The sequence below is a fragment of the Myroides sp. LJL116 genome, assembly GCF_054871685.1.
Genome location: NZ_JBTXLR010000006.1, coordinates 147082 through 169566, shown reverse-complemented (window position 1 = coordinate 169566; position 22485 = coordinate 147082). Strand labels below are relative to the sequence as shown.

General features: G+C 31.5%; 16 protein-coding genes. 9 read left to right on the top strand and 7 right to left on the bottom strand.

The window, feature by feature from the left end:
• Positions 1–1840 precede the first annotated feature (1840 nt).
• The 3 genes from ACYSNM_RS07110 (at position 1841) to ACYSNM_RS07100 (ending at position 5906) form a co-directional block, all read left to right on the top strand.
• Positions 1841–2701 carry a class I SAM-dependent methyltransferase gene (locus ACYSNM_RS07110; protein WP_461756250.1) on the top strand — a complete coding sequence of 287 codons (861 nt, stop codon included), beginning with the start codon at positions 1841–1843 and terminating at the stop codon, positions 2699–2701.
• A 243-nt stretch (positions 2702–2944) separates the two neighbouring features.
• On the top strand, positions 2945–3508 hold the full coding sequence (locus ACYSNM_RS07105; RefSeq protein ID WP_461756249.1) for an OmpH/Skp family outer membrane protein: 564 nt from the start codon (positions 2945–2947) through the stop codon (positions 3506–3508).
• Positions 3509–3629: 121 nt separating this feature from the next.
• Positions 3630–5906, top strand: a complete 2277-nt coding sequence (locus ACYSNM_RS07100) for a helix-turn-helix domain-containing protein (RefSeq protein ID WP_461756248.1) — start codon at positions 3630–3632, stop codon at positions 5904–5906.
• A 50-nt stretch (positions 5907–5956) separates the two neighbouring features.
• On the opposite strand, the gene ACYSNM_RS07095 is transcribed toward ACYSNM_RS07100, so the two are convergent.
• Positions 5957–7099 (bottom strand): DNA polymerase III subunit, encoded by a 1143-nt coding sequence (locus tag ACYSNM_RS07095; protein ID WP_461756247.1) that lies wholly within the window; start codon positions 7097–7099, stop codon positions 5957–5959.
• Between the two features lie 303 nt (positions 7100–7402).
• Here ACYSNM_RS07095 and ACYSNM_RS07090 point away from each other — a divergent pair, with 303 nt between their 5' ends.
• Together ACYSNM_RS07090 and ACYSNM_RS07085 are read left to right on the top strand one after the other, a co-directional pair.
• Complete coding sequence (locus ACYSNM_RS07090) at positions 7403–8593, top strand: phosphoglycerate kinase (protein WP_461756246.1); 1191 nt, start codon at positions 7403–7405, stop codon at positions 8591–8593.
• A gap of 63 nt (positions 8594–8656) precedes the next feature.
• A complete protein-coding gene (locus ACYSNM_RS07085) occupies positions 8657–10162 on the top strand; it encodes a lytic transglycosylase domain-containing protein (RefSeq protein ID WP_461756245.1) in 1506 nt (501 codons plus the stop codon).
• A 65-nt stretch (positions 10163–10227) separates the two neighbouring features.
• On the opposite strand, the gene ACYSNM_RS07080 is transcribed toward ACYSNM_RS07085, so the two are convergent.
• The 5 genes from ACYSNM_RS07080 to ACYSNM_RS07060 form a co-directional block, all read right to left on the bottom strand.
• Positions 10228–11025, bottom strand: a complete 798-nt coding sequence (locus tag ACYSNM_RS07080) for a tyrosine-protein phosphatase (RefSeq protein WP_461756244.1) — start codon at positions 11023–11025, stop codon at positions 10228–10230.
• Between the two features lie 82 nt (positions 11026–11107).
• Entirely contained in the window at positions 11108–11506 is a 399-nt protein-coding gene (gene rnpA, locus ACYSNM_RS07075; RefSeq protein ID WP_461756243.1) for a ribonuclease P protein component, read from the bottom strand.
• A 64-nt stretch (positions 11507–11570) separates the two neighbouring features.
• Entirely contained in the window at positions 11571–13466 is a 1896-nt protein-coding gene (locus ACYSNM_RS07070) for a M1 family metallopeptidase (RefSeq protein WP_461756242.1), read from the bottom strand.
• Positions 13467–13531: 65 nt separating this feature from the next.
• Positions 13532–15160, bottom strand: coding sequence for a S8 family peptidase (locus tag ACYSNM_RS07065; protein ID WP_461756241.1), 1629 nt, complete (start codon positions 15158–15160; stop codon positions 13532–13534).
• Positions 15161–15235: 75 nt separating this feature from the next.
• Entirely contained in the window at positions 15236–16096 is an 861-nt protein-coding gene (locus ACYSNM_RS07060; RefSeq protein WP_461756240.1) for an MBL fold metallo-hydrolase, read from the bottom strand.
• 414 nt (positions 16097–16510) lie between these two features.
• Here ACYSNM_RS07060 and ACYSNM_RS07055 point away from each other — a divergent pair, with 414 nt between their 5' ends.
• The 4 genes from ACYSNM_RS07055 (at position 16511) to sufD (ending at position 20568) form a co-directional block, all read left to right on the top strand.
• Positions 16511–16840: a HesB/IscA family protein gene (locus ACYSNM_RS07055; RefSeq protein WP_461754475.1), complete on the top strand. Its 330-nt coding sequence runs from the start codon at positions 16511–16513 to the stop codon at positions 16838–16840.
• Positions 16841–16947: 107 nt separating this feature from the next.
• Positions 16948–18396 (top strand): Fe-S cluster assembly protein SufB, encoded by a 1449-nt coding sequence (gene sufB / locus ACYSNM_RS07050; RefSeq protein ID WP_461754474.1) that lies wholly within the window; start codon positions 16948–16950, stop codon positions 18394–18396.
• A 58-nt stretch (positions 18397–18454) separates the two neighbouring features.
• Positions 18455–19201 (top strand): Fe-S cluster assembly ATPase SufC, encoded by a 747-nt coding sequence (gene sufC / locus ACYSNM_RS07045; protein ID WP_461756239.1) that lies wholly within the window; start codon positions 18455–18457, stop codon positions 19199–19201.
• 47 nt (positions 19202–19248) lie between these two features.
• Positions 19249–20568, top strand: coding sequence for a Fe-S cluster assembly protein SufD (gene sufD / locus ACYSNM_RS07040; protein ID WP_461754472.1), 1320 nt, complete (start codon positions 19249–19251; stop codon positions 20566–20568).
• Between the two features lie 200 nt (positions 20569–20768).
• On the opposite strand, the gene ACYSNM_RS07035 is transcribed toward sufD, so the two are convergent.
• On the bottom strand, positions 20769–22460 hold the full coding sequence (locus tag ACYSNM_RS07035; protein ID WP_461754471.1) for a ribonucleoside-diphosphate reductase subunit alpha: 1692 nt from the start codon (positions 22458–22460) through the stop codon (positions 20769–20771).
• Positions 22461–22485: the final 25 nt, after the last annotated feature.

Below are 22485 nucleotides of genomic sequence, written 5' to 3'. Positions count from 1 at the left end.
ATTTCTAGTGAATTATATGCAGGGTTTTTAGTAGTATGTTCTAGGTGTATTTTAATAAGCTATATTACTTAGTTAGGATATCAAGTCTCAAAATATTTTGCTTATTGTAATTATAGATGAACTTTGGCAAGTTTTCCTTCTTCTACGTATCAAAATTTAATTCTCAGAAAATCTTATTTAGTAGATTGTATTTTTGTTTAAGGGTAGGAAGGATAGCCTTATTTGTAGTTTTAAACGGATAGAATTTATTCAAGATTATTCCAATAAGTAAACCTATTTACTAAACCATACTTGTCTTTCTAGCCAATCAGGTAAGATGTAAATTACCAAGATATACTTTAAGTCTAGTTGTAAGAAGGCTTGTTCTAAAGGTTTATTGATACTTATATTTTCTTGTCCTATAAGCCTATTTTTTATTCTTTATATTTTATTCGAATTGTAATTACACTAATTCGCTGGTATTATTATGTAGTATATTTACTTACCTAAAAGTGCCTATCTACATTTTCTTTTTTTATTTCTTTAGTAAAAAAGCTCATCTTTTAGGTATTGACCTATTGCTCCTTTAAAAGATTTATAGAACCATTTAGGCTGTTTTAAGGGATGGTTAGAGTTATGATGTAATAGATCCATTGGTTATATTTTAATCTATATTCTGGTTCTTTATAGGAGCTTCTTTGTTATTCTATTTTACAGTTTGAATTATGATGTAATAGATCCATTGGTTATGTTTTAATCTATATCCTGCTTCTTTAAAGGAGCTTCTTTGTTATTCTATTCTACAGTTTGAGTTATGATGCAATAGATCCATTGGTTATATTTTAATCTATATTCTGTTTCTTTAAAGAAGCTTCTTTGTTATTCTATACTATAGTTTGAATTATGAATCAATAGATGTGTTGTAGTATTTTAGTCTATGTTCTGTACCTTTGAAGTACTCTGTTTGTTTTTTATTCTATAGTTTGAATTATGAATCAATAGATGTGTTGGTAGTATTTCAATCTATCTTCCTGTACCATTGAAGTACTCTGTTTGTTTTTTTATCCTATGGTTAGAGTTATGATGCAATAGATCTATAGGTTATATTTTAATCTATCTCCTGTACCATTGAAGTACTCTGTTTGTTTTTTATTCTATAGTTTGAATTATGAAGCAATAGATGTGTTGGTAGTATTTCAATCTATCTTCCTGTACCATTGAAGTACTCTGTTTGTTTTTTTATCCTATGGTTAGAGTTATGATACAATAGATCTATAGGTTATATTTTAATCTATATCCTGGTTCTTTATAGGAGCTTTTTTGTTATTCTATTCTATAGTTTGAATTATGAATCAATAGATGTGTTGTAGTATTTTAGTCTATGCCCTGTACCTTTGAAGTACTCTGTTTGTTTTTTATCCTATGGTTAGAGTTATGAAGCAATAGATCTATAGGTTATATTTTAATCTATATCCTGGTTCTTTAAGGGAGCTTCTTTGTTATTTTATTCTATAGTTTGAATTATAAATCAATAGGTGCTTTGGTTCTATTTTTGTCTGTATCTAGATGCTTCAAAGAAGCCTCTTTATCTTTTAGATATAAATTATAGGATTGTTTTTTTATAATTTCTGGGAGTTATTTTACATCTAAAATAGTAGGCCTTGTTCTAGATTTATATAGAATAGATTCTTTAAAGAAGTTGTAGAAAGTAATTTATTATTAAGAGAACTATTTATTCTAGTAATATTTTATTGAGTGTGATATTGAATTAGGGTATCAAAATAAATTAGGACTCTCTCGCAATGGAGGATGTACTATTTGTTTTACTTCGTTATATTTGTTTTTCTTTTAAAGTAACAAAATGAATAAATTGGATGATAAGAAGTTTTTAGATGTAGAGGATTATAGTATATCTAAAGAAAAATTCAGTATCTATTTAGATAAAGAATTAAATATTTTAAAAACAATTCCTCAGCCAAAGGTGGAGGAAATGCATAGATACTACCAAAGTGAAAACTACATTTCTCATTCCGATAATTCACGTGGATTATTTAATCGCATTTACCAAGTAGTCAAAAAAAATGCAATTCAACGCAAACTTCAATTCATTCAAAGTTTACGTCCACAAGCAAAAAGTATTTTAGATATAGGTTGTGGTACAGGAGAGTTTCTACTACATGCTAAAAATAATGGTTGGAAAACTACTGGATTAGAACCTAGCGATCAAGCAAAGAATTTAGCTAAACAAAAAGGCCTGGAATTAGTGGAACATAGTAGTGAATTAAAAGATGCTTCTTTTGATGTTATTACCATGTGGCATGTTTTAGAACATGTTGCTGATTTAGATTTTCAAATAAAAGAACTCCGTAGACTTTTAAAAAAAGATGGAATAATTTTAATAGCTGTACCGAATCACGAATCTTATGATGCGCAATACTATAAACAATTTTGGGCAGCTTATGATGTACCTCGTCACTTATGGCATTTTTCTAGATCTTCAATAATTAATTTATTTGAGAAATATCATTTTTCAATTCAAGGTCTTTATCCATTAGTTTTTGATAGTTTTTATGTAAGTCTACTTTCTGAGGAATATAAAACGGGAAAGAAGAATTGGTGGAAAGCATTTTGCATTGGTTTAAAATCAAATGTAAAAGCTAAGCAAACATTAAATTACTCTTCTATCACTTATATATTTGAAAAACTAGAGAAAGGGGATTAATCTTTTATAATTTCATATTTCCAAGGTTAAAATTGATTTTAAAGGCTCCTATTTAGTTATTACATATCCACCGGCAAGTAATTATGGGGTTTTTTAGATAATGCATTAAAAGGCTTTAAAAAAGGTCATTAATAATAGCTTTTAATTATTTTTTATTTTGCAATCATAGATTTTTTTGATAGATAACTTTTTTTAACTTTCGTCTAAAACTTTTACTATTTTTACGTACTAAATAAAACGGAAATGAAAAAAGGTATTTTAATGTTAGGTTTAGCTGCAATGTTTGTAGCTTGTAATAATCCTAGTGCTACAAGTGAGTTTAAAACTGCTTATGTAGATTCAACTATTCTATTAAAGGAATATAACGAAGTAAAGAATATTGAAGCTGATTTTAAAGCAAAGTCTGAAGAAAAAGGAAAAGCTTTAGAAACTGAAATTGCAGCATTCCAAAAAGAGGTGCAAGATTTTCAAAAGAACGCAGCTGCAAAAGGACAAGCTTGGGCACAAAGTAAAGCAAATGAGCTTCAACAAAAAGAAGAAGAGTTACAGTATAAGCGTCAGTCTTTAATGCAAGCTTTACAACAAGAAAGCGGACAAGCAATGGAAGAGGTTATAACCAAAGTTAAAAACCATATAGCTGAATACGCTAAAACAAATAACTTAGATTACGTTTTTAATACCGAAGAAGCGTCTACAGTTCTTTTTGCTAAAGAGCAATATAACATTACAGATATTATTGTTAAGGAGTTAAATGCAAACTACAAGGGAGCAACTCCTGTAGAAGAAAATACAGAAACAGCAAAGTAGGAATACCTTGTATATATAAAGAGAGAAATATTATTTCTCTCTTTTTTTTTTGCTATTCTATAAATGGATAAAGTATTATAGTTGTGGATTTTTTTGTTGTACTTTGCTAAAAACTTTTACAATGACTACTTTCTCTGAAGAAGCACAATATGTTTTAGATTTCGTAAATCAAACAAATCGTAATATTTTCCTTACGGGTAAAGCTGGAACTGGAAAGACAACTCTTTTAAAGGAGATTATCAAAACCTCCCATAAAAATGCTGTTATTGTGGCGCCCACTGGTATTGCTGCTCTAAATGCAGGAGGGGTAACTATCCATTCATTTTTTCATCTTCCATTTGGAACCTTTATTCCAGATGTTGTTAATCCACCTATGTTTGACGATCGTATGAAGATTGAAAACAGAATTTCTTTAAAGAAGCATATGCGTATGAATAATGCTCGACGTTCTTTATTTAGAAATATGGATTTATTAGTTATAGATGAAGTAAGTATGTTGCGCTGTGACGTATTAGATGCAATGGACTTTATGCTTCAATCTATACGTAAAAATAAACAAGCTTTTGGGGGTGTTCAAGTTTTATTTATTGGTGATTTATTACAGTTGCCTCCTGTGGTTAAGAATGAGGAATGGGAAATTCTAAAACGTTATTACGATGGTGTTCACTTCTTTCATTCTGAGGCATTACGATCTAACTTACCTTTATATATTGAGTTAGAAACAATATATCGACAAAGTGACCAAGTTTTTATATCCATTTTAAATAATCTTAGAAATAACACTGTAACCCAAGGGGATTTACAAACTCTTAATACTTATATAAAGCCTGATTTTGATGTAATGAAGAATCCAGGTTATATTACTTTAAGTACACATAATGCTAAGGCCGATTCAATCAATGAACAAGCTTTAGAATCCTTAGATGGAAAACTGTTCTCTTATACACCTGAAATAGTAGGAGATTTTCCTGAAAAGATCTATCCTTTAGATGCTGTTTTATCTTTAAAAGTAGGAGCACAGGTTATTTTTATTAAGAATGATATTTCTGTAGAAAAGAATTTTTATAATGGAAAAATGGGTGTGATAAAGTCTTTGTCAAAAGATCAAATAATCGTTCATTTTCCCGAAGAGAATCTTAGTATTGAAGTAGAGAAATACGAATGGGAAAATATTAAATATTCGGTTTGTGAAAATACTAAGGAAATCAAGGAAGAGATATTAGGAACTTTTACCCAATATCCTATTAAATTAGCTTGGGCTATTACAGTACATAAAAGTCAAGGATTAACCTTTGATAAGGCTGTGTTAGATGTTTCAAGAGTATTTTTACCTGGCCAAGCTTATGTAGCATTATCTAGATTACGTAGTTTAAAAGGTTTAGTACTACTTTCAGCCATTCAAATGAATGGATTGACAAATGATATGGATGTTATGATGTTTGCCGGTAATAAGGCAACAAACGAGCAATTAGAAAGTGAATTGTCCCTTCATGCGAAAGAATTTTTAGAAGGATTTTTAAAGGATGCTTTTTCTTGGAACAGTTTATCGCATTTATGGCATACACATGCTAATACTTATTTTTCTGAAACCCAAAAAAGTCCTAAAAGTGCTTATAAGGCTTGGGCAGATAAGGCTATTGTAACAATTGATACGATGCTTGTACATTCTAATAAGTTTGTCATGCAATTACATGCTCTATTTAACAGCGAACCCTTTCGATTTGAGTATACTAAACAAAGGGTACAAAAAGCTTATGAATACTTTTTCCCTATGATGGACCATTTGGTTTTCGAACTACTTTTTACCATTGCTCAAGTTAAAGGGAAGAGAAATTTAAAAACTTTTTTTGATGAATTAGTCGTTTTAGAAGATGATTTATTAGCAAGGGTTTTAAAAATGAAAAAAGCTTTGAAGATGCTAGAGATTATCGACAGCGGGCAAAAAGTTTGTAAAGATACTTTACAAAGTGAAGATGTTGCTTCTTATAAAATGAATCATTTAGTAAACATCGCCTCTTTAATTCGTAGTACTCATTTAGACTTAGATCCTTCCGATGAAGATGATTTATCTTTATATAGCTCTAGTAAAAGCGAACCTAAGCAGAAGAAAAAGCCAACCGTAACTATAACCTACGACTATTATAAAGCTGGTAAAAGTATTGAAGAAATCGCGGAAATAAGAAAGTTAACTACAACTACTATTAACTCGCATATTGCTAAGTTGATAAAGGATGAAAAAATAGATATAAAAGAAGTCCTTAGCCCTGAGAAACTAGAGGCATTAGCCAAGGCGTTTGCTTCCAGACAAGAAATGAGTTTAACAGAGATTAAAGCTCAAGTTAAAGATGAATTTTCTTGGGAAGAATTAAGACTCTATCAAAGCTCTATTAAAGCCTAAGTGAAGATATTTCTACAATAAAAAGTAGTTAGAAATCAAGTTATTTCTAACTACTTTTTATGTATTAGTCTAGTTAGTTTTATAGATAAATCTGTAAATATCATTCTTGAACTACCATTTCTCTCTATATGGTAGATGGCCTGAGATAACTCATCATAAATAGAGATTATATTGGACCCGTTAACAAAGGGAGCAAATTTTTCTAGTTTGAAATTGTCAACTGTAGTTTGGTAGTATACTAAGTTGGGTGTTTGGTAATTTAATAATAAAGCTTGTCTGAATAACTCAATACAAAATTCTAAAAATTGTTTTTGTTGTTCTCTTCCCAAACTAGATAGTTCCTCACTCCATAGAATTAAATCTTGGATTACAGCAGCATTTCCTTTTGCTCTAAAGGCTGCTCTAACCCATTGAACAAACCATTTTTCAAAAGGTTCCACACTATCTTGACTTAATAAAAGTTTTAATGCTTTATTATAATTTCCTTGAGCCTGATGGGATAGCATTAAGGCCTGATTTTGGGGACAATTATGTTTTTGTATTAAAGCTTGTTCAATGTCTTTTTGACCAAGGCTATTAAAATTTACAATTTGGCATCTTGATAAAATGGTAGGAAGGATATTTTTTTGGTTTTCTGCAATTAGAATAAACAGTGTTTTAGCAGGCGGTTCTTCCAGTAGCTTTAGTAATTTATTAGAAGCTTCGATATTTAATTTATCTGCCATCCAAATGATGCAAATCTTATATCCACCTTCATAGGATTTTAATGCTAGTTTTTTTGAAATTTGAATTGCTTCATCTACACCTATTTGGCCTTGTTTATTTTGTATATCCATGTGAGTATACCAATCAAATAAATTTCCATAAGGCGTTTTATCTAAAAAGGTAATCCATTTAGATAAAAACAGATCGGATGTAGGATTCTTCTTAACCATATCCGTTGTACTTACTGGATATATAAAATGTAAATCAGGATGTGAAAGATTATCCACTTTTAGGCTACATGCATCAAAAGTTGCTGGGTCTAATTTTGAATTACACAATACATATTTTGCATAAGCAATAGCCATAGGCAAGGTTCCACTTCCATCAGGCCCAATGAAAAGTTGAGCATGAGGAATTCTACCTACTTGTGCGTTTTGCATTAATGCATTCTTTATGTGATCTTGACCAATTATATGTGAAAATTCCATAAAGCAAATATAAAGTAAATCCTCGTGGATTGTAAATAAATCTTTTAGTGCTGAATGTTTATTTATTTTGGACAGAGAGAACCTAATTTTTACTTAAAATATGTAATAAGTTTGTAATTGCTTGTTTTGGTTTTATTTTATAGTTGTAAAATAGGTTATATGTATACTGTTTTCCTTGTTATTTAACTAAAAAATAGAAAAAATAAAATTGCAAAACAATTGAGTATTAGCTTTGTGGAGTGTTTGGTGAATAAAAATAATTATATTTGTAAGCATTAATATAAAAGCAGAATATTTTAAGCAATGAAAACAGTAGATAATTTTAATTTCAAAGATAAGAAGGTTCTTGTTCGTGTTGATTTCAACGTTCCTTTAGATGACAATGGTAATGTTACTGATACAAATAGAATTGAAGCTGCTAAAGCGACAATCGAGAAAATCACTAAAGACGGTGGAATAGCTATTTTAATGTCTCATTTAGGACGTCCTAAAGGAGAAGTTAATCCAAAGTATTCTTTAAAGCAAATTGTTTCTAAAACAGAAGAAATCTTAGGTAAACCAGTAACATTTGTAGAAGATTGTATTGGAGATAAGGCACAAGATGCAATTAAGAATGCTAAAGCAGGGGATATTATCTTATTAGAAAATCTACGCTTTTATGCAGAGGAAGAAAAAGGAGATACAGATTTTGCAAAGCAATTAGCTGATTTAGCAGATTTCTATGTAAATGATGCTTTTGGAACTGCACATAGAGCACATGCTTCAACAACTGTTGTAGCTCAGTTTTTTAATGATGCTAAATGCTATGGTTATTTATTGGCTAAAGAAATAGAGAGTTTAAATAAAGTTTTAAATAGTACTTCCAAGCCTGTTACTGCAGTTTTAGGAGGGTCTAAAGTATCTTCAAAAATCACTATTATCGAGAATATCCTTGATAAGATTGATCATATGATTATTGGTGGAGGAATGACTTTTACTTTTATCAAAGCCTTAGGTGGTAATATTGGTAATTCATTGGTAGAAGATGATAAATTAGAATTAGCGTTAGATATTCTGCAAAAAGCTAAGGAGAAAAATGTACAAGTACATTTACCAATTGATATTATTGCTGCAGATGCTTTTTCTGCGGATGCAAATATTAAAATAGTTGATGCTAACGATATTCCAAATGGATGGATGGGATTAGATGTTGGTCCTAAAACATTAGAAGCTTTAAAACCTGTTATCATGGATTCTAAAATTATTCTTTGGAACGGACCTTTAGGAGTTTTTGAGATGGAAAAATTTGCTAATGGTACTATTACATTAGGTGAATTTATTGCTGAATCTACTAAAAATGGGGCTTTCTCTTTAGTAGGAGGAGGGGATTCAGTTGCAGCAGTAAAACAGTTTGACTTAGCAAATAAAATGAGCTATGTTTCAACTGGTGGTGGAGCTATGTTAGAGATGTTAGAAGGTAGAATTTTACCTGGAATAGCAGCAATCGAAAATTAATAATTACAATATAAAAGATGCTATAGTTTTATACTAGAGCATCTTTTTTTAATACATGCTAGTATGAACTACAAAGGACTCATTTTGTCGTTTATGAGCTTTTGCTCGGTACTTGTGTCGGCACAAAGTAATGATCAACAAGGAGAAATCCCAAATAAAATAACAATGGATTCTGAAGTTTATTTAGATTCTATTAAGCAAACTTTTGTGGAACACATTGCAGGAGCTGCTATTGAAAGAACTTGGCTAAATGAAATATTAAACCAAGATCTTTTCTTGGAAATGGAACAAGAACTTTCTCAGGCTGATTTTGACCATTCCGATGTTGTATACGAAGAGTTAACTACAGAGGTTTTAAAGCAAAGGTTAGAGGCAATGAATCAGAAGACGCCTTTTACTATTGAATACAACCCTGTTTTAGAAAAAGTAATTAAATCTTTTCTAAAAAATAGAAAGCGTTCTTTTGAAAGATTATTAGGATTATCTGAGTATTATTTTCCTCTATTTGAGGAAAAATTAGCTCAATATAATGTTCCATTAGAAGTTAAATACTTAGCTATTGTAGAATCTGCGTTAAACCCAGAAGCAAGAAGTAGAGTAGGTGCCACAGGTCTTTGGCAGTTTATGTATGCTACAGGTAAACAATACAATTTAGAAGTTAATTCATTTATTGATGAAAGAAGTGACCCTGTTAAATCCTCTATTGCTGCTGCACAGTTCTTATCTGATTTACATAATATGTTTGGAGATTGGGACTTAGTACTTGCTTCTTATAATGCTGGTCCTGGGAATGTAGCAAAAGCTATTCGCCGCTCCCAAGGACAAAAGAATTATTGGAATATACGACCTAATTTACCTAGGGAAACTCAAAACTATTTACCAGCATTTTATGCAACAATGTATATTTTTGAGTATGCTAAAGAACATGGATTATCAGCTAGCAATTCAACTTTTTATTCATTAGTGCAAACCGATACGGTTTCTTTAAAGAAAGTAATCAATTTTGAACAGCTATCCTCTATTTTAGATGTACCACAAAATGAAATTGAATTTTTAAACCCTACTTATAAGTTAAAAACTATACCATATATAGAAGGGCAAAAACACTTCATTCGTTTACCAATAGATAAAATAGGTATATTAACTAGTAATGAAGATAAAATATACGATTACTTAGCACTTGTAGAATCACAAAAAGAACAGCCAAACTACGAGATGGTTAGCAATATGGCTACAAGTTCTAGTGTGAATTCTAAATACCATACGATTCGAAAAGGTGAAAGCGTTGGTGTAATTGCAAAAAAATATGGTATTAGTGTGGCACAGTTAAAGACCATGAATAATCTAAAGAGTAATCTTATTTATCCAGGTAAAAAGTTAGTGGTAGGAAAGTCTATTATAGCTCAACCAACTGGTAATTCTTTTTATACTGTAAAGAAAGGAGATTCCTTATATTCTATCAGTAAGAAATTTAGTGGAGTTACTATAGCAAAGCTAAAGTCATGGAATAATATGATGGATTCTGATGCTTTACAACCGGGAATGAAATTACGCGTAAATGCTATATAAAAGTAAAAGGGTATACTGGAATAAAATCCAGTATACCCTTTTAACTTTTATAAATCTAGTTCTACTTAATCTTCTAAGTATTTTCTCTGTAATAAAGCTATATCCACATTGAGAATATTATGCAGGTAATTTTCTACACTAGTATAATGTTGGGTAATAGTTTCAAAAGCACATTGAAGATAGCCTTTCTTCACACTCATTAAATTAATAATAGTCTGAATTTGATCAGGCTGTTTTAAATTATGTTCTTCTATAATACCTTTTATAGTAGTCTGTACTCTTTTATTGGTTTGTAGATAATCATTATAGATTAACTCTCTATTGACATCCATAGCACTTAAAAACAAAGCAGCTGCAAATCCTGTTCTATCTTTTCCAGCTGTACAATTAAAAACCATTGGTATATTATGACCATGTTGTAAAAGCTCAAAAAACGCTCTGTATTGATCTTGATTATCTAAAACGAGTTGTTGATTGATATTCATTAAAAATTGCTCTGCGGCCTTTGCATTGCCTTGTGAGATGATCTGTTGTAGGTTATCAAAAGATAGGTTACCTGGATTGATACATAACTCTACTACTTCGGTTATACTAGTAGGCAGCTCATTCTTTTTATTTGCTATTTCTTGCTCACTTCTAAAATCTACATTGGTATGCAGATTTATGTCATTTAAGGTTTGAATATCTTTGGAAGTAAGATTGTCTAATTGACCTGAACGATAGATAAGTCCAGTTTTTATTTTCTTGTTCTTTTCATTTACATAACCACCTAAATCCCTAAAATTTGGTTGGCTTTGTAATAGAAAATCAGTAGTTGTATCTTCTATTTGTAAAGTATCAGAAGCATAATCTTGTTTTATCATAGTTACATCAAATTTTAGAAAAGAATAACCATGTTAAAATACGAATATTTTAGCTAAGATAAGGGGGTTTTACTGATAAATTTTATTTATTAGCGTTGTTTTGTTTTATTTGAATAGTGAATTTTTCAAAAAGCTTTACCATTTTGTCATTGATTTGCTCAAAAGTCAATCTGTCTTTGGATTGGTAAAAAAGCATCATTGCATAAGGTTGATCCAAATCCTGAATAAGCAAATGTTTATTTAAGCGATATGCTTCGCGCAACAATCTTTTGAAGTAATTTCTGTCTACTGCCTTCTTGAAATAACGTTTAGAAACAGATACACCAACCTTTAGAGGTAAATTCTCTTTGTTCTGTGCAGCTACATAAACGATCCTAAGCGGATATTTACTAACTGTTTTTCCATCTATAAATAAAGAGTCAATAACGTGGTGGCTCTTAAGTTTTTCTTGCTTAGGGTAGTTAAAACTTGTGTTTTCCATAATAGATGCAAAGGTAGAAAAACAAAACAATAAATATAAAAAAAAGCCACATACGTGGCTTTTTTTAATTTTGATAAATATTGTTTTCTTGATTTACATCGGCCATGAATTGGCTTGGATCAATCATGATAGATTTAATACTACTTTTCGGTTTATTAATTACAAACTTATATTGTGGTTGAGCCCATCCCCATGGTTCTAGGATTGTTCTTTCTAATTCTACATATTGGTTTGGTTTATTCCAAAACATTGAAGAGTAAGGTATATAGAAAGTTTCCATTGATCCATCTGTATAAGTAACTAAAATATCTAAAGGCATTCCAGCTCTTCCAATTCTTTCTAGTGTTACTAAAGATTGACCTTTTTGCAACTCTTCTACAAATTGAATAGCATAATCAACCGTATTGTTAGTTAAAGTATAATCAATCATATACCAGTCTAAGTTAGCCCCAGAAACTTTCTCAGCAGTACGCTTAAAGTCATTTGGAGTTGGGTGAGTCAATTTATAGTCTTTATAAAATTTTTGAAGTGTAGCCATCATATTGTCCCAACCTATGATATAAGAAAGTTGAGTCAAAAAGATAGATCCTCTACTGTATGCAGATGTAGAATAAGCACGATTTGTCAGATAATGATCCGAATGTGTCGATAAAGGTTCTTGCATACCTTTTGAAACTAAGTTGTAATAGCTTTTGTAAGTAGATCCAAATGGATTAGTATCCTCTTGTTGATCTTGCTGTAAGATTTCTACCATTGCTAAATCTGAAATAAAAGAAGTAAACCCTTCATCCATCCACTCGTGTTTAGTTTCATTGGTAGCTAAAGCATGTTGGAACCAGCTATGAGCAAGTTCGTGAGCAGTAACTCCAATTAAACTAGAAAGATTTCTTCCTCCTGTAATTAAAGTACACATAGAGTACTCCATTCCTCCATCTCCTCCTTGAATTACAGAATATTGAGGATAAGGATATAAACCTACATTGTTATTGAAAAAAGTCATTAAATCAGCTGTAATTGGCTGTAATTTTTTCCAATTTTCAATAATGTCAGCTTCATTCTTATATAAGAAATGAAGTTTAACTCCATTAGGACCAGGATAAATATCATGAATGTAATTATTATCAGCAGCCCAAGTAAAATCTAGAACATTTTGAGCTTTAAAATGCCATGTTAAGTTTTTATCTTTTGTTGTAGGTACTGGTTCTGACGGGTTATCTTGGTATCCGTGACCAATTTCATTATTGTTTACTAAAACTCCTGTTCCTCCTAATGTATAGTTCTTATCGATAGTAATTTTTACATCAAAATCTCCCCAAACACTATGGAACTCTCTTCCTAAATATTGTTCTACATGCCACCCCTCAAAGTCATATTCTGCCATTTTAGGAAACCATTGAGCCATAGATAAAGCGACTCCCTCTTTAGATTCTCTACCCGATCTTCTAATCATTTTAGGTGCTTGACCTTCGAAGTCTAAAGTAAATTCTGTACTTGAATGTGGTAGTATTGGGTGTTGTAAGAAAACTTCCAAAATAGTTCCAACTACTTTACTTTGTAGTGGTGTCCCATTTTGTTTTAGATTATTAATTTTTAAAAAACCAATTTCATCTGGTTTTAACTTTGTAATTCTACTCTCTTTTATTGTTCTTCCTCTTTGGGTTTTAGTATCTACCATTCTAGAGTCTGGATCAGCGATACTTGACAATAAAGCATCCATGTCACTATTTGGTTGGAAAGCATTATAGTACAAATGGAAGAACACCTTGCTTAAGGTATCATTCGAGTTATTGGTGTAAAGTAAAGTTTGATTTCCTGTGTAAGTAAATTTCTTAACATCTACTTTGACATCCATTTTGTAATCTACGTGTTGTTGCCAATATCCAGGATTAGGATTGTTTTGTGCTTGAGCAACTACAAAACTTACAATAGATATACTTAAGGATAGTAATATTTTTTTCATAATAAATAGTTTAAAAAACATAGCTAGTATAGCCATTTAGGATATACTAGCTAATGCTTGTTTATTTAATTTTTAAATAAAACTTTATTTTTAGCTAATTTATCAGCTAACAATAGTGCATTGTATGCATTTACTATAGAACCAGAAGTAGAAATTGTTTTAAAGTTTCTTACCTCTTTTTTTCCTCCTACAATTACATCCATGTCAATTTTTACTCCAGAGTCTTTTAAAATCTTCTTCACTTGAGAAGCTGTAAATTCAGGGTAGTATGCACGAATTAATGCAGCTACACCAGCTGTGTTAGGTGAAGCCATAGAAGTTCCTGAAAATTTATCATAGGTATTAAATGGGACAGTAGCATAGATTTGAACTCCAGGAGCAAATACATCTACATCATAATGTCCATAATTGGAAAAGCTTGCTACCATCTTATCTCCTAATTCTGGGCTTAAAGCACCAACAACTAAGAAGTTATCTGCAACTTCAGGTCCCATAGCAACATTGTCATTAGGGAATCGATCAACTCCTCCAGGTATGTTTAGGTCTTTTCCATCATTTCCAGCAGCAACAACAATTAGAACATCTTTCTCTTGGGCATAAACAATTGCATCGCGTACCCATTGGCTATTTTGCTCATAGTATTTACCAAAACTACCATTGATTACTTTTGCTCCATTGTCAGCTGCATAACGAATTGCTAAAGCAATATCTTTATCGTATTCGTCTCCATCTGGAACTGCTCTAATAGCCATTATCTCTGTAACATCTGAAGCTACACCATCTCCACCTAAGTCATTATGACGGCTTTGAGCAATGATTCCTGCAACGTGAGTTCCATGAGCTGCCTCTGATCTCTCAGGACCGATAACATTATTATTACCATAGAATCTATCGTTTATATCAGCTGGATCATCTCCAATGATTGCGCGACCATCAAAGTCTTTATTAAAATGATGGTTTAATTTACCATCAACGCTACTTTCGTAATTAGCAACCCATTTTAAAGATCTTCCATCTTTTAGAACTTTTTCAATTAACTCTTTCGCATGAGTAATATCTTCTGAAACACTTGTAGGAATTGCTTCCACTTGCTCTAAAGTATAATCCGGATTGTTAAAGTATTCTGCTAGGCGTAAATTTGCACGTTGAAGCATTTGTGCTCTAACTTTTATTTCTAATGCCTTATTTCTTTCTGTATTATATTCTTCTAATGCCTTTTTGTATTGTTCAGATCCATCATCTCCTCGTTTAACTATACGAGTTAATTCCACATTTTCATGTACTGCATCTCCTAAGAAGTTCCATCCATGAATATCATCAACAAAACCATTATTATCGTCATCTTTATTATTAGAAGCGATCTCTTTTGTATTGATCCAAATTTGATCTTTTAAATCATCATGATCAATTTCAATTCCTGAATCAATTACAGCAACAACTATTTTGCTTGGTAGAGGTTTATTTTGTAACAGAAGATTATAGGCCTTATCCACTGACATTCCAGGAACAGAATCGGTTTGAATATCTAAATGACTCCAACGATTAAAGTCAGTTTCACTTAACTTAGTATTTCTCTTAGTTAAAGTTCCAAAATCTGCGATTGGGGATACAGAAGTTGCTTGTTTTGTGGTACCACAGCTAGCTAATGCTATAGCAAGGGTAGCCGAAAGATAGATTGGTTTAATCAGTCTCATTATAGTTAGTTTTAATTTGTCTTGTAAAAGTGTTTTAAAAAATGGAAATACGGAGTCCTTTTATAAAACTTAACATTATATTAGTATATCCGTGGCTTTATAAACGTCTTTTAGCCTTACTCCTTTCTCGGTGTCCTGTACTGTAATAATTTCATTATGGGCATCGTGTTCCAAAAATAAATACCAATTGTTTTGTGCAGCTAATTGTAAGAATTTTTGTTTCTCTCCTAGGGTTAAAAGTGGTCTTGTATCATATCCCATAACATATGGAAGTGGAATATGGCCAGCAGTAGGAAGTAAATCTGCTGTATAAGCAATGGTTTTATCCTTGTACTTAATAATAGGAATCATTTGTTTTTCTGTATGTCCATCAGCGAAAAATATATCGAAGCCTAATTCTGAATTTTCAAGTAGATCTAATTCTGGGCGGTCGATAAAATGTAAAGCTCCACTTTCTTGGATAGGTAAAATGTTTTCAGATAAAAAAGAAGCTTTTTCTCTTGCATTTGGATTTGTTGCCCAATCCCAATGGGATTTATTAGTCCAATATTTTGCATTCTTAAATGCATTTTCATAGCCTGTTCTAGTAGCGTTGTGATTTACTGCGCCTCCTACATGGTCAAAATGTAAGTGAGTTAAAAAAACATCTGTAATATCATCTGTACTAAAACCATGTGCTTTTAGTGATTTTTCCAAAGTATGATCTCCCCATAGACTGTAATAACCAAAGAATTTCTCTGATTGTTTATTTCCCATTCCGGTATCGATTAAAGTAAGTTTATTTCCATCTTCTATCAATAATAAACGCGCTCCTAAATCAATTAAGTTATTGTTATCTGCTGGGTTTGTTTTGTTCCATATGCTTTTTGGGACAACGCCAAACATTGCTCCTCCGTCTAGTTTAAAGTTTCCACTCTCAACGCTATATAGTTTCATAAATTGGTGTTTTATAGTTTTGTATCGCAAAATAAACAATTAATACAAGTAGTCCAATATAAATCAGGTAGTTCAATAAAAAAACTCAACAAGCCCTTATTGTTTATCTAGTAGACTAAATCCATTGATTTATCTGTTTTTAATAGCTAAATTATATACTAGTGTAAAAGCAGCAATAAGTAGAAAAACACTAAAATTAACTTATTATTAGTTATATAAGTCACTAGAGAATAAATACTTAATCTAGTGTATTGAACAAAAATTATTGATTATTGCAAGCTTCTTACGATAGAAATTAATGATAATAGTATTAAAAGTTCCAATCGTTATAAATATGTTAGTTACTACCAGAAACCATTTTTTTATAATACCTTTGCATATAGATTTTTAGAATTAATCTAGATAAAACAACGTATGATAAAAGTTTCAGATTTAGCTAGAAAACGCGTAGCACTTCTTATGGAAGATGAAGGTTTTAATCCAACAGAAGATTATGTACGTGTCGGAGTAACCAGTGGTGGTTGTTCTGGACTTTCTTATCAATTAAAATTTGATAAAGAGACAAACGAAAACGACAAGGTTTTTGAAGACAACGGAGTTAAGATCGTTGTAGACAAGAAAAGCTTTTTATATTTAGTAGGTACAACTTTGGATTATTCTGGAGGACTAAATGGAAAAGGTTTTTACTTTGATAATCCCAACGCAAGTAGAACTTGTGGTTGTGGCGAAAGTTTTTCATTATAATAACAACAAGAAAAATGGAACAAACTCACACTCTTGTTCTATTACAAAGTAATTAAATAGTTTAACTAAGGGCACAATTACAAAAGATTGCTTTTAAGTATTAAAATATGAGCAAGTATACAGAAGAAGATTTAAAGAAAGAATTAGAAACTAAGGAATATGAGTATGGATTCTATACAGATATAGAGTCTGAGACATTTCCTGTAGGTTTGAATGAGGATATTATTAGAGCTATTTCTAAGAAGAAAGAGGAGCCAGAGTGGATGACGCAATGGCGCTTAGAGGCTTTTAAAGTTTGGCAAGGTATGACAGAGCCGGAATGGGCAAATGTGAACTACACTAAACCAGATTTTCAAGCTATTTCTTATTATTCAGCTCCAATGAAAAAGGATAAGTATAATAGTATTGATGAGGTTGATCCTGAATTAATCGATACTTTTAATAAATTGGGGATTTCTTTAGAAGAGCAAAAGAGATTAGCAGGAGTTGCAATGGATATTGTAATTGACTCGGTTTCTGTTGCTACAACTTTTAGAGATACTCTTGCTGAAAAAGGAATTATTTTCTGTTCTATTTCAGAAGCTATCCAGACTCATCCAGAATTAGTGAAAAAATATTTAGGTACAGTTGTTCCTCAAACAGATAACTTTTATGCTGCATTAAACTCTGCAGTATTCTCTGATGGATCATTCTGTTATATTCCAAAGGGAGTTAAATGTCCAATGGAATTATCTACTTATTTCCGTATTAACCAAGCAGGTACAGGTCAATTTGAGCGTACTTTAGTTATTGCAGATGAAGGTAGTTATGTTTCTTATTTAGAAGGATGTACTGCGCCTTCTCGTGATGAGAACCAATTACACGCTGCAGTTGTTGAGTTAATTGCTTTGGATGATGCTGAGATTAAATATTCTACAGTACAAAACTGGTTCCCTGGTGATTCTAACGGTACTGGTGGAGTTTTCAACTTTGTTACTAAGAGAGGTATTTGTGAGAAAAATGCAAAAATTTCTTGGACACAAGTTGAAACAGGTTCTGCAGTAACATGGAAATATCCATCTTGTATTCTTAAGGGGGATAATTCAATTGGAGAGTTTTACTCTATTGCAGTTACAAATAATTTCCAGCAAGCAGATACAGGTACTAAAATGATTCACTTAGGTAAGAATACTAAAAGTACTATTATCTCTAAGGGAATTTCTGCAGGAAAGTCACAAAATAGTTATAGAGGACTTGTCTCTATTGGACCAAGAGCGGAGAATGCTAGAAACTTCTCTCAATGTGACTCTCTTTTAATGGGTAATGAATGTGGAGCGCATACATTCCCTTACATTGACTCAAAAAATGCAACAGGTCAAATTGAGCATGAGGCAACAACTAGCAAAATTGGTGAAGATCAAATTTTTTACTGTAATCAAAGAGGAATTTCTACAGAGAAAGCAATTGCTTTAATTGTAAATGGATTCTCTAAAGAAGTATTAAATAAATTACCAATGGAGTTTGCTGTTGAAGCACAAAAGTTATTAGAAATTTCTTTAGAAGGAAGTGTTGGATAAGCCAACTCATTTTAATTAATTTCAAACTACATTCTCACAAATAAAAATATAAAATCTTATGTTACAGATAAAAAATTTACACGCAAGTGTTGACGATAAAGAAATATTAAAAGGAATTAACTTAGAAGTTAAACCAGGTGAAGTTCACGCTATTATGGGACCTAACGGTGCTGGAAAGAGTACATTATCTGCTGTTATTGCAGGAAATGAAGCTTTCGAAGTTACTCAAGGTGAAATCATTTTAGATAATGAAGAGTTAGTAGAGTTAGATCCAGAGGAAAGAGCTCACAAAGGAATCTTCTTATCGTTCCAATACCCTGTAGAGATTCCAGGTGTTTCTGTTACTAACTTTGTTAGAACAGCAATTAATGAAACAAGAAAAGCACAAGGATTAGAGGAAATGCCTGCTAATGAGATGCTTAAGAAAATTAAAGAAAAAGCAGAATTATTAGAAATCGATAGAAAATTCTTATCTCGTTCATTAAATGAGGGATTCTCAGGTGGTGAGAAAAAGAGAAACGAAATTTTCCAAATGGCTATGTTAGATCCAAAAATCGCTATTTTGGATGAAACAGATTCAGGATTAGATATTGATGCATTAAGAATTGTTGCAAACGGTGTAAATAAGCTAAAAAGCGAAGATAATGCTGTGATTTTAATTACGCACTACCAACGTCTATTAGACTATATTGTACCTGATTTTGTACACGTTTTATATGATGGAAAAATCGTTAAAACAGGTGGTAAAGAATTAGCGTTAGAATTAGAAGAAAAAGGATATGATTGGATTAAAGACTCTTTATAGTAGTTGAGATCTAAAATTTTTAATCATATTAATCTAATTGAAAAAACATGGAATTTAAAGATAAATTAATAACTTCTTTTGATGCTTTTGAAAAGTCATTAAGCGCTGAACATGCTGCTTTAAAAGATATTCGTTCTCAAGCATTAAAAACATTTAGTGATAAAGGCTTTCCAACAAAGAAAGTGGAAGCTTGGAAGTTTACTTCCTTAAACGCGACATTGAATAACGAATTTAACCTTTCTAAACAAGAAGTATCTATCGATTTAGAATTAGTTAAGCCATATGTATTACAAGATACAGATAGCCATAAACTAGTTTTTATTAATGGTGTTTATTGTAAAGAATTATCTGAAGTTTCAGAGCAAGAAGGTGTAGAGATTTGTTTGATGTCTGAGGCTTTAAGTCAAGATAAGTTTAAGCAAGAAATTGAAACATACTATAACACAACTACAGATAAACAAGACAGTTTAACTGCTTTAAATACTGCCTTTGCTAATGAAGGTGTATTTATTACTGTAGGTAAGAGCAAAGAAGTATCTAAGCCTATTCAAATCATTTATATTTCTACATCGGAAGATAGTGCTTTGTTTTTACAGCCTAGAAACTTAGTAATTGTAAAAGAAAATGCTTTCGTTCAAATCTATGAGCGTCATCAAAATATCGGTCAGTCTAACGTTGTAACTAACGCAGTAACTGAGATTTTTGCTGAAAAAAGAGCAAATGTAGATTACTATAAACTTCAAGATGATGCTTTAACAGGATCATTAATTGACAATACATTTATTGATCAAAAAGATGATACAAGAGTAAGTGTACATACATTTAGTTTTGGAGGTAAAGTAACTCGTAATAACTTAAACTATTACCAAAATGGAGAACATATTGATAGTACGTTAAAAGGAATTACTTTGATTGGTGGAAAACAACATGTTGACCATTATACTTTAGTTTCTCATAATCAACCAAATTGTGAGAGTCACCAAAATTATAAAGGGATATATGATGATAGCTCTGTTGGTGTTTTCAACGGTAAGATTTTTGTAGATAAGATTGCTCAGAAAACGGATGGTTTTCAGAAGAATAATAACATCTTACTTACAGATAAGGCTACTATTTACGCTAAACCACAGTTGGAAATTTTTGCAGATGATGTGAAATGTTCTCACGGTTGTACTATTGGACAATTAGATATGGATGCTTTATTCTATATGCGCCAACGTGGTATTGGTAAAAAAGAAGCTAAAGCTTTACTTATGTATGCATTTACAGAAGAGGTTTTAGAGTCAATTCGTATACCAGAACTTAAAACTAAAGTTTCTGCTATTATCGGAAAGAAATTAGGTGTTTCAATGGATTTAGATCTATAGGAAGCAAACCAATATATATAAAAAAAGGAACCATAATCATGGTTCCTTTTTTTATTCGATATATCTAGCTTTTAATGACTTTATTTTAATTCGCCATCCCTTTGGGTTTGTTGTTTTAAACAAGGCTTAAAACTTGCTTAAAAGGCTTTTAAAAGACAAAAGGTTATCTCTTTTAGAAATAACCTTTTGTCTTTTTTATTTTATGCTTCACAAGCTGAACAATTCACTAAGTTGGTAACCATTTCTTTAGAAACACTTTGACTACGTTGGTAGTATAGTGTTTTAACTCCAAGTTTCCATGCCTCGATCATTAACTTATTAACGTCTTTAATAGGTAAAGCCGATGGAATATTAAGGTTTAAACTTTGAGATTGATCAACGTATTTTTGTCGGATTGCAGCTTGTTGAATTAATTCCAACTGGCTGATTTCTTTAAATGTTTTGAAAACTGCTTTTTCTTCTTCCGTTAGTTCTGCTAATTGCTGAACACTTCCTCCAGATAACATAATGTTTCTCCATGTTTCCTCATTGTCAATACCTTTTTGCTCTAATAAAGCTGTTAGATATTTATTCTTTCTCATAAAGTTACCTTTAGCTAAACCAGCTTTGTAATAGTTACTACTGAAAGGTTCAATACCAGGGGAAGTTTGTCCTAAAATAGCCGAAGAGGATGTAGTAGGTGCAATAGCCATTGTAGTGGTATTTCTTCTACCATAACCTTTCAATAATTCAGGCTCTCCGTAAATTCTAGCTAAGTCCTGAGATGCTTTATCTGCTTTAGCGCTAATATCTGCAAAGATCTTATTTGTTAGCATTTTTGCTTCTAAACCTTCAAAAGGAATCATGTTCTTTTGTAAGTAAGAATGCCATCCTAACACACCTAATCCTAGTGCTCTATGTCTTTTAGCAAAGCGATTAGCTGAAGCTAAGTAGTAGTTACCTTCCGTTTTTTCAATAAATTCTTGTAAAACAGCATCTAAGAAATAAATAGCAAGTTTAACAGCTTCTGTATCTTTCCACTCATCATATAACTCAAGGTTCATAGAAGATAAACAACAAATGAAAGATTCATCTTCAGAGGATGGTAACATAATCTCAGAACATAAGTTACTAGCGTTCACACGCATGTTCAAGTCTTTATATACTTGAGGTTTATGTCCATTTACATTATCCGAGAAAAATAAATATGGCATTCCTTTTTGTTGTCTGCTTTCTAGAACTTTTGCCCATAAGCTTCTTTTTTCTTGGTCTCCATCTATCATTTCTTGCATCCAATAGTCAGGAATACAAACTCCATAGAACAAGTTTTGGATTGGATTACCAATATTTTTTATTTGTAAGAACTCCTCACAATCTGGATGATCAATATCTAAGTAAGCTGCAAAAGCTCCTCTTCTAACACCACCTTGTGAAATAGTATCCATTGCTGTATCAAATAACTTCATAAAGCTAACAGCTCCACTACTTTTTCCATTATCTGTTACTGCACTACCTCTTTCTCTTAAATTACCAAAATAACCTGATGTACCACCACCAATCTTAGTTTGCATAATTACTTCACCTAATTTATGCGTAATTCCTTCAATACTATCTGGAATATGTACATTAAAGCATGAAATAGGCAAACCTCTTTCTGTACCCATATTTGCCCAGATTGGAGAACTTAAACTCATCCAACCACGTTCAATCATTTCTTGGAAAGATTCTTTTAATTCTGGCTTATATAGTCGCTTAGCAGCTGCAGTACAAATTCGATCAATTGCACCTTCTACTGTTTCTCCTTTTAATAAATAACCACGGTTTAGAATTTGCTCACTTTCGGAGTTTTTCCACCATAGTTTTTCAAATTGAGAATTAGTGTTTTCTTGATCTATAAGAGGTAAAGTATTCATATTAGTATCGTTCAAAAGGTTAAAG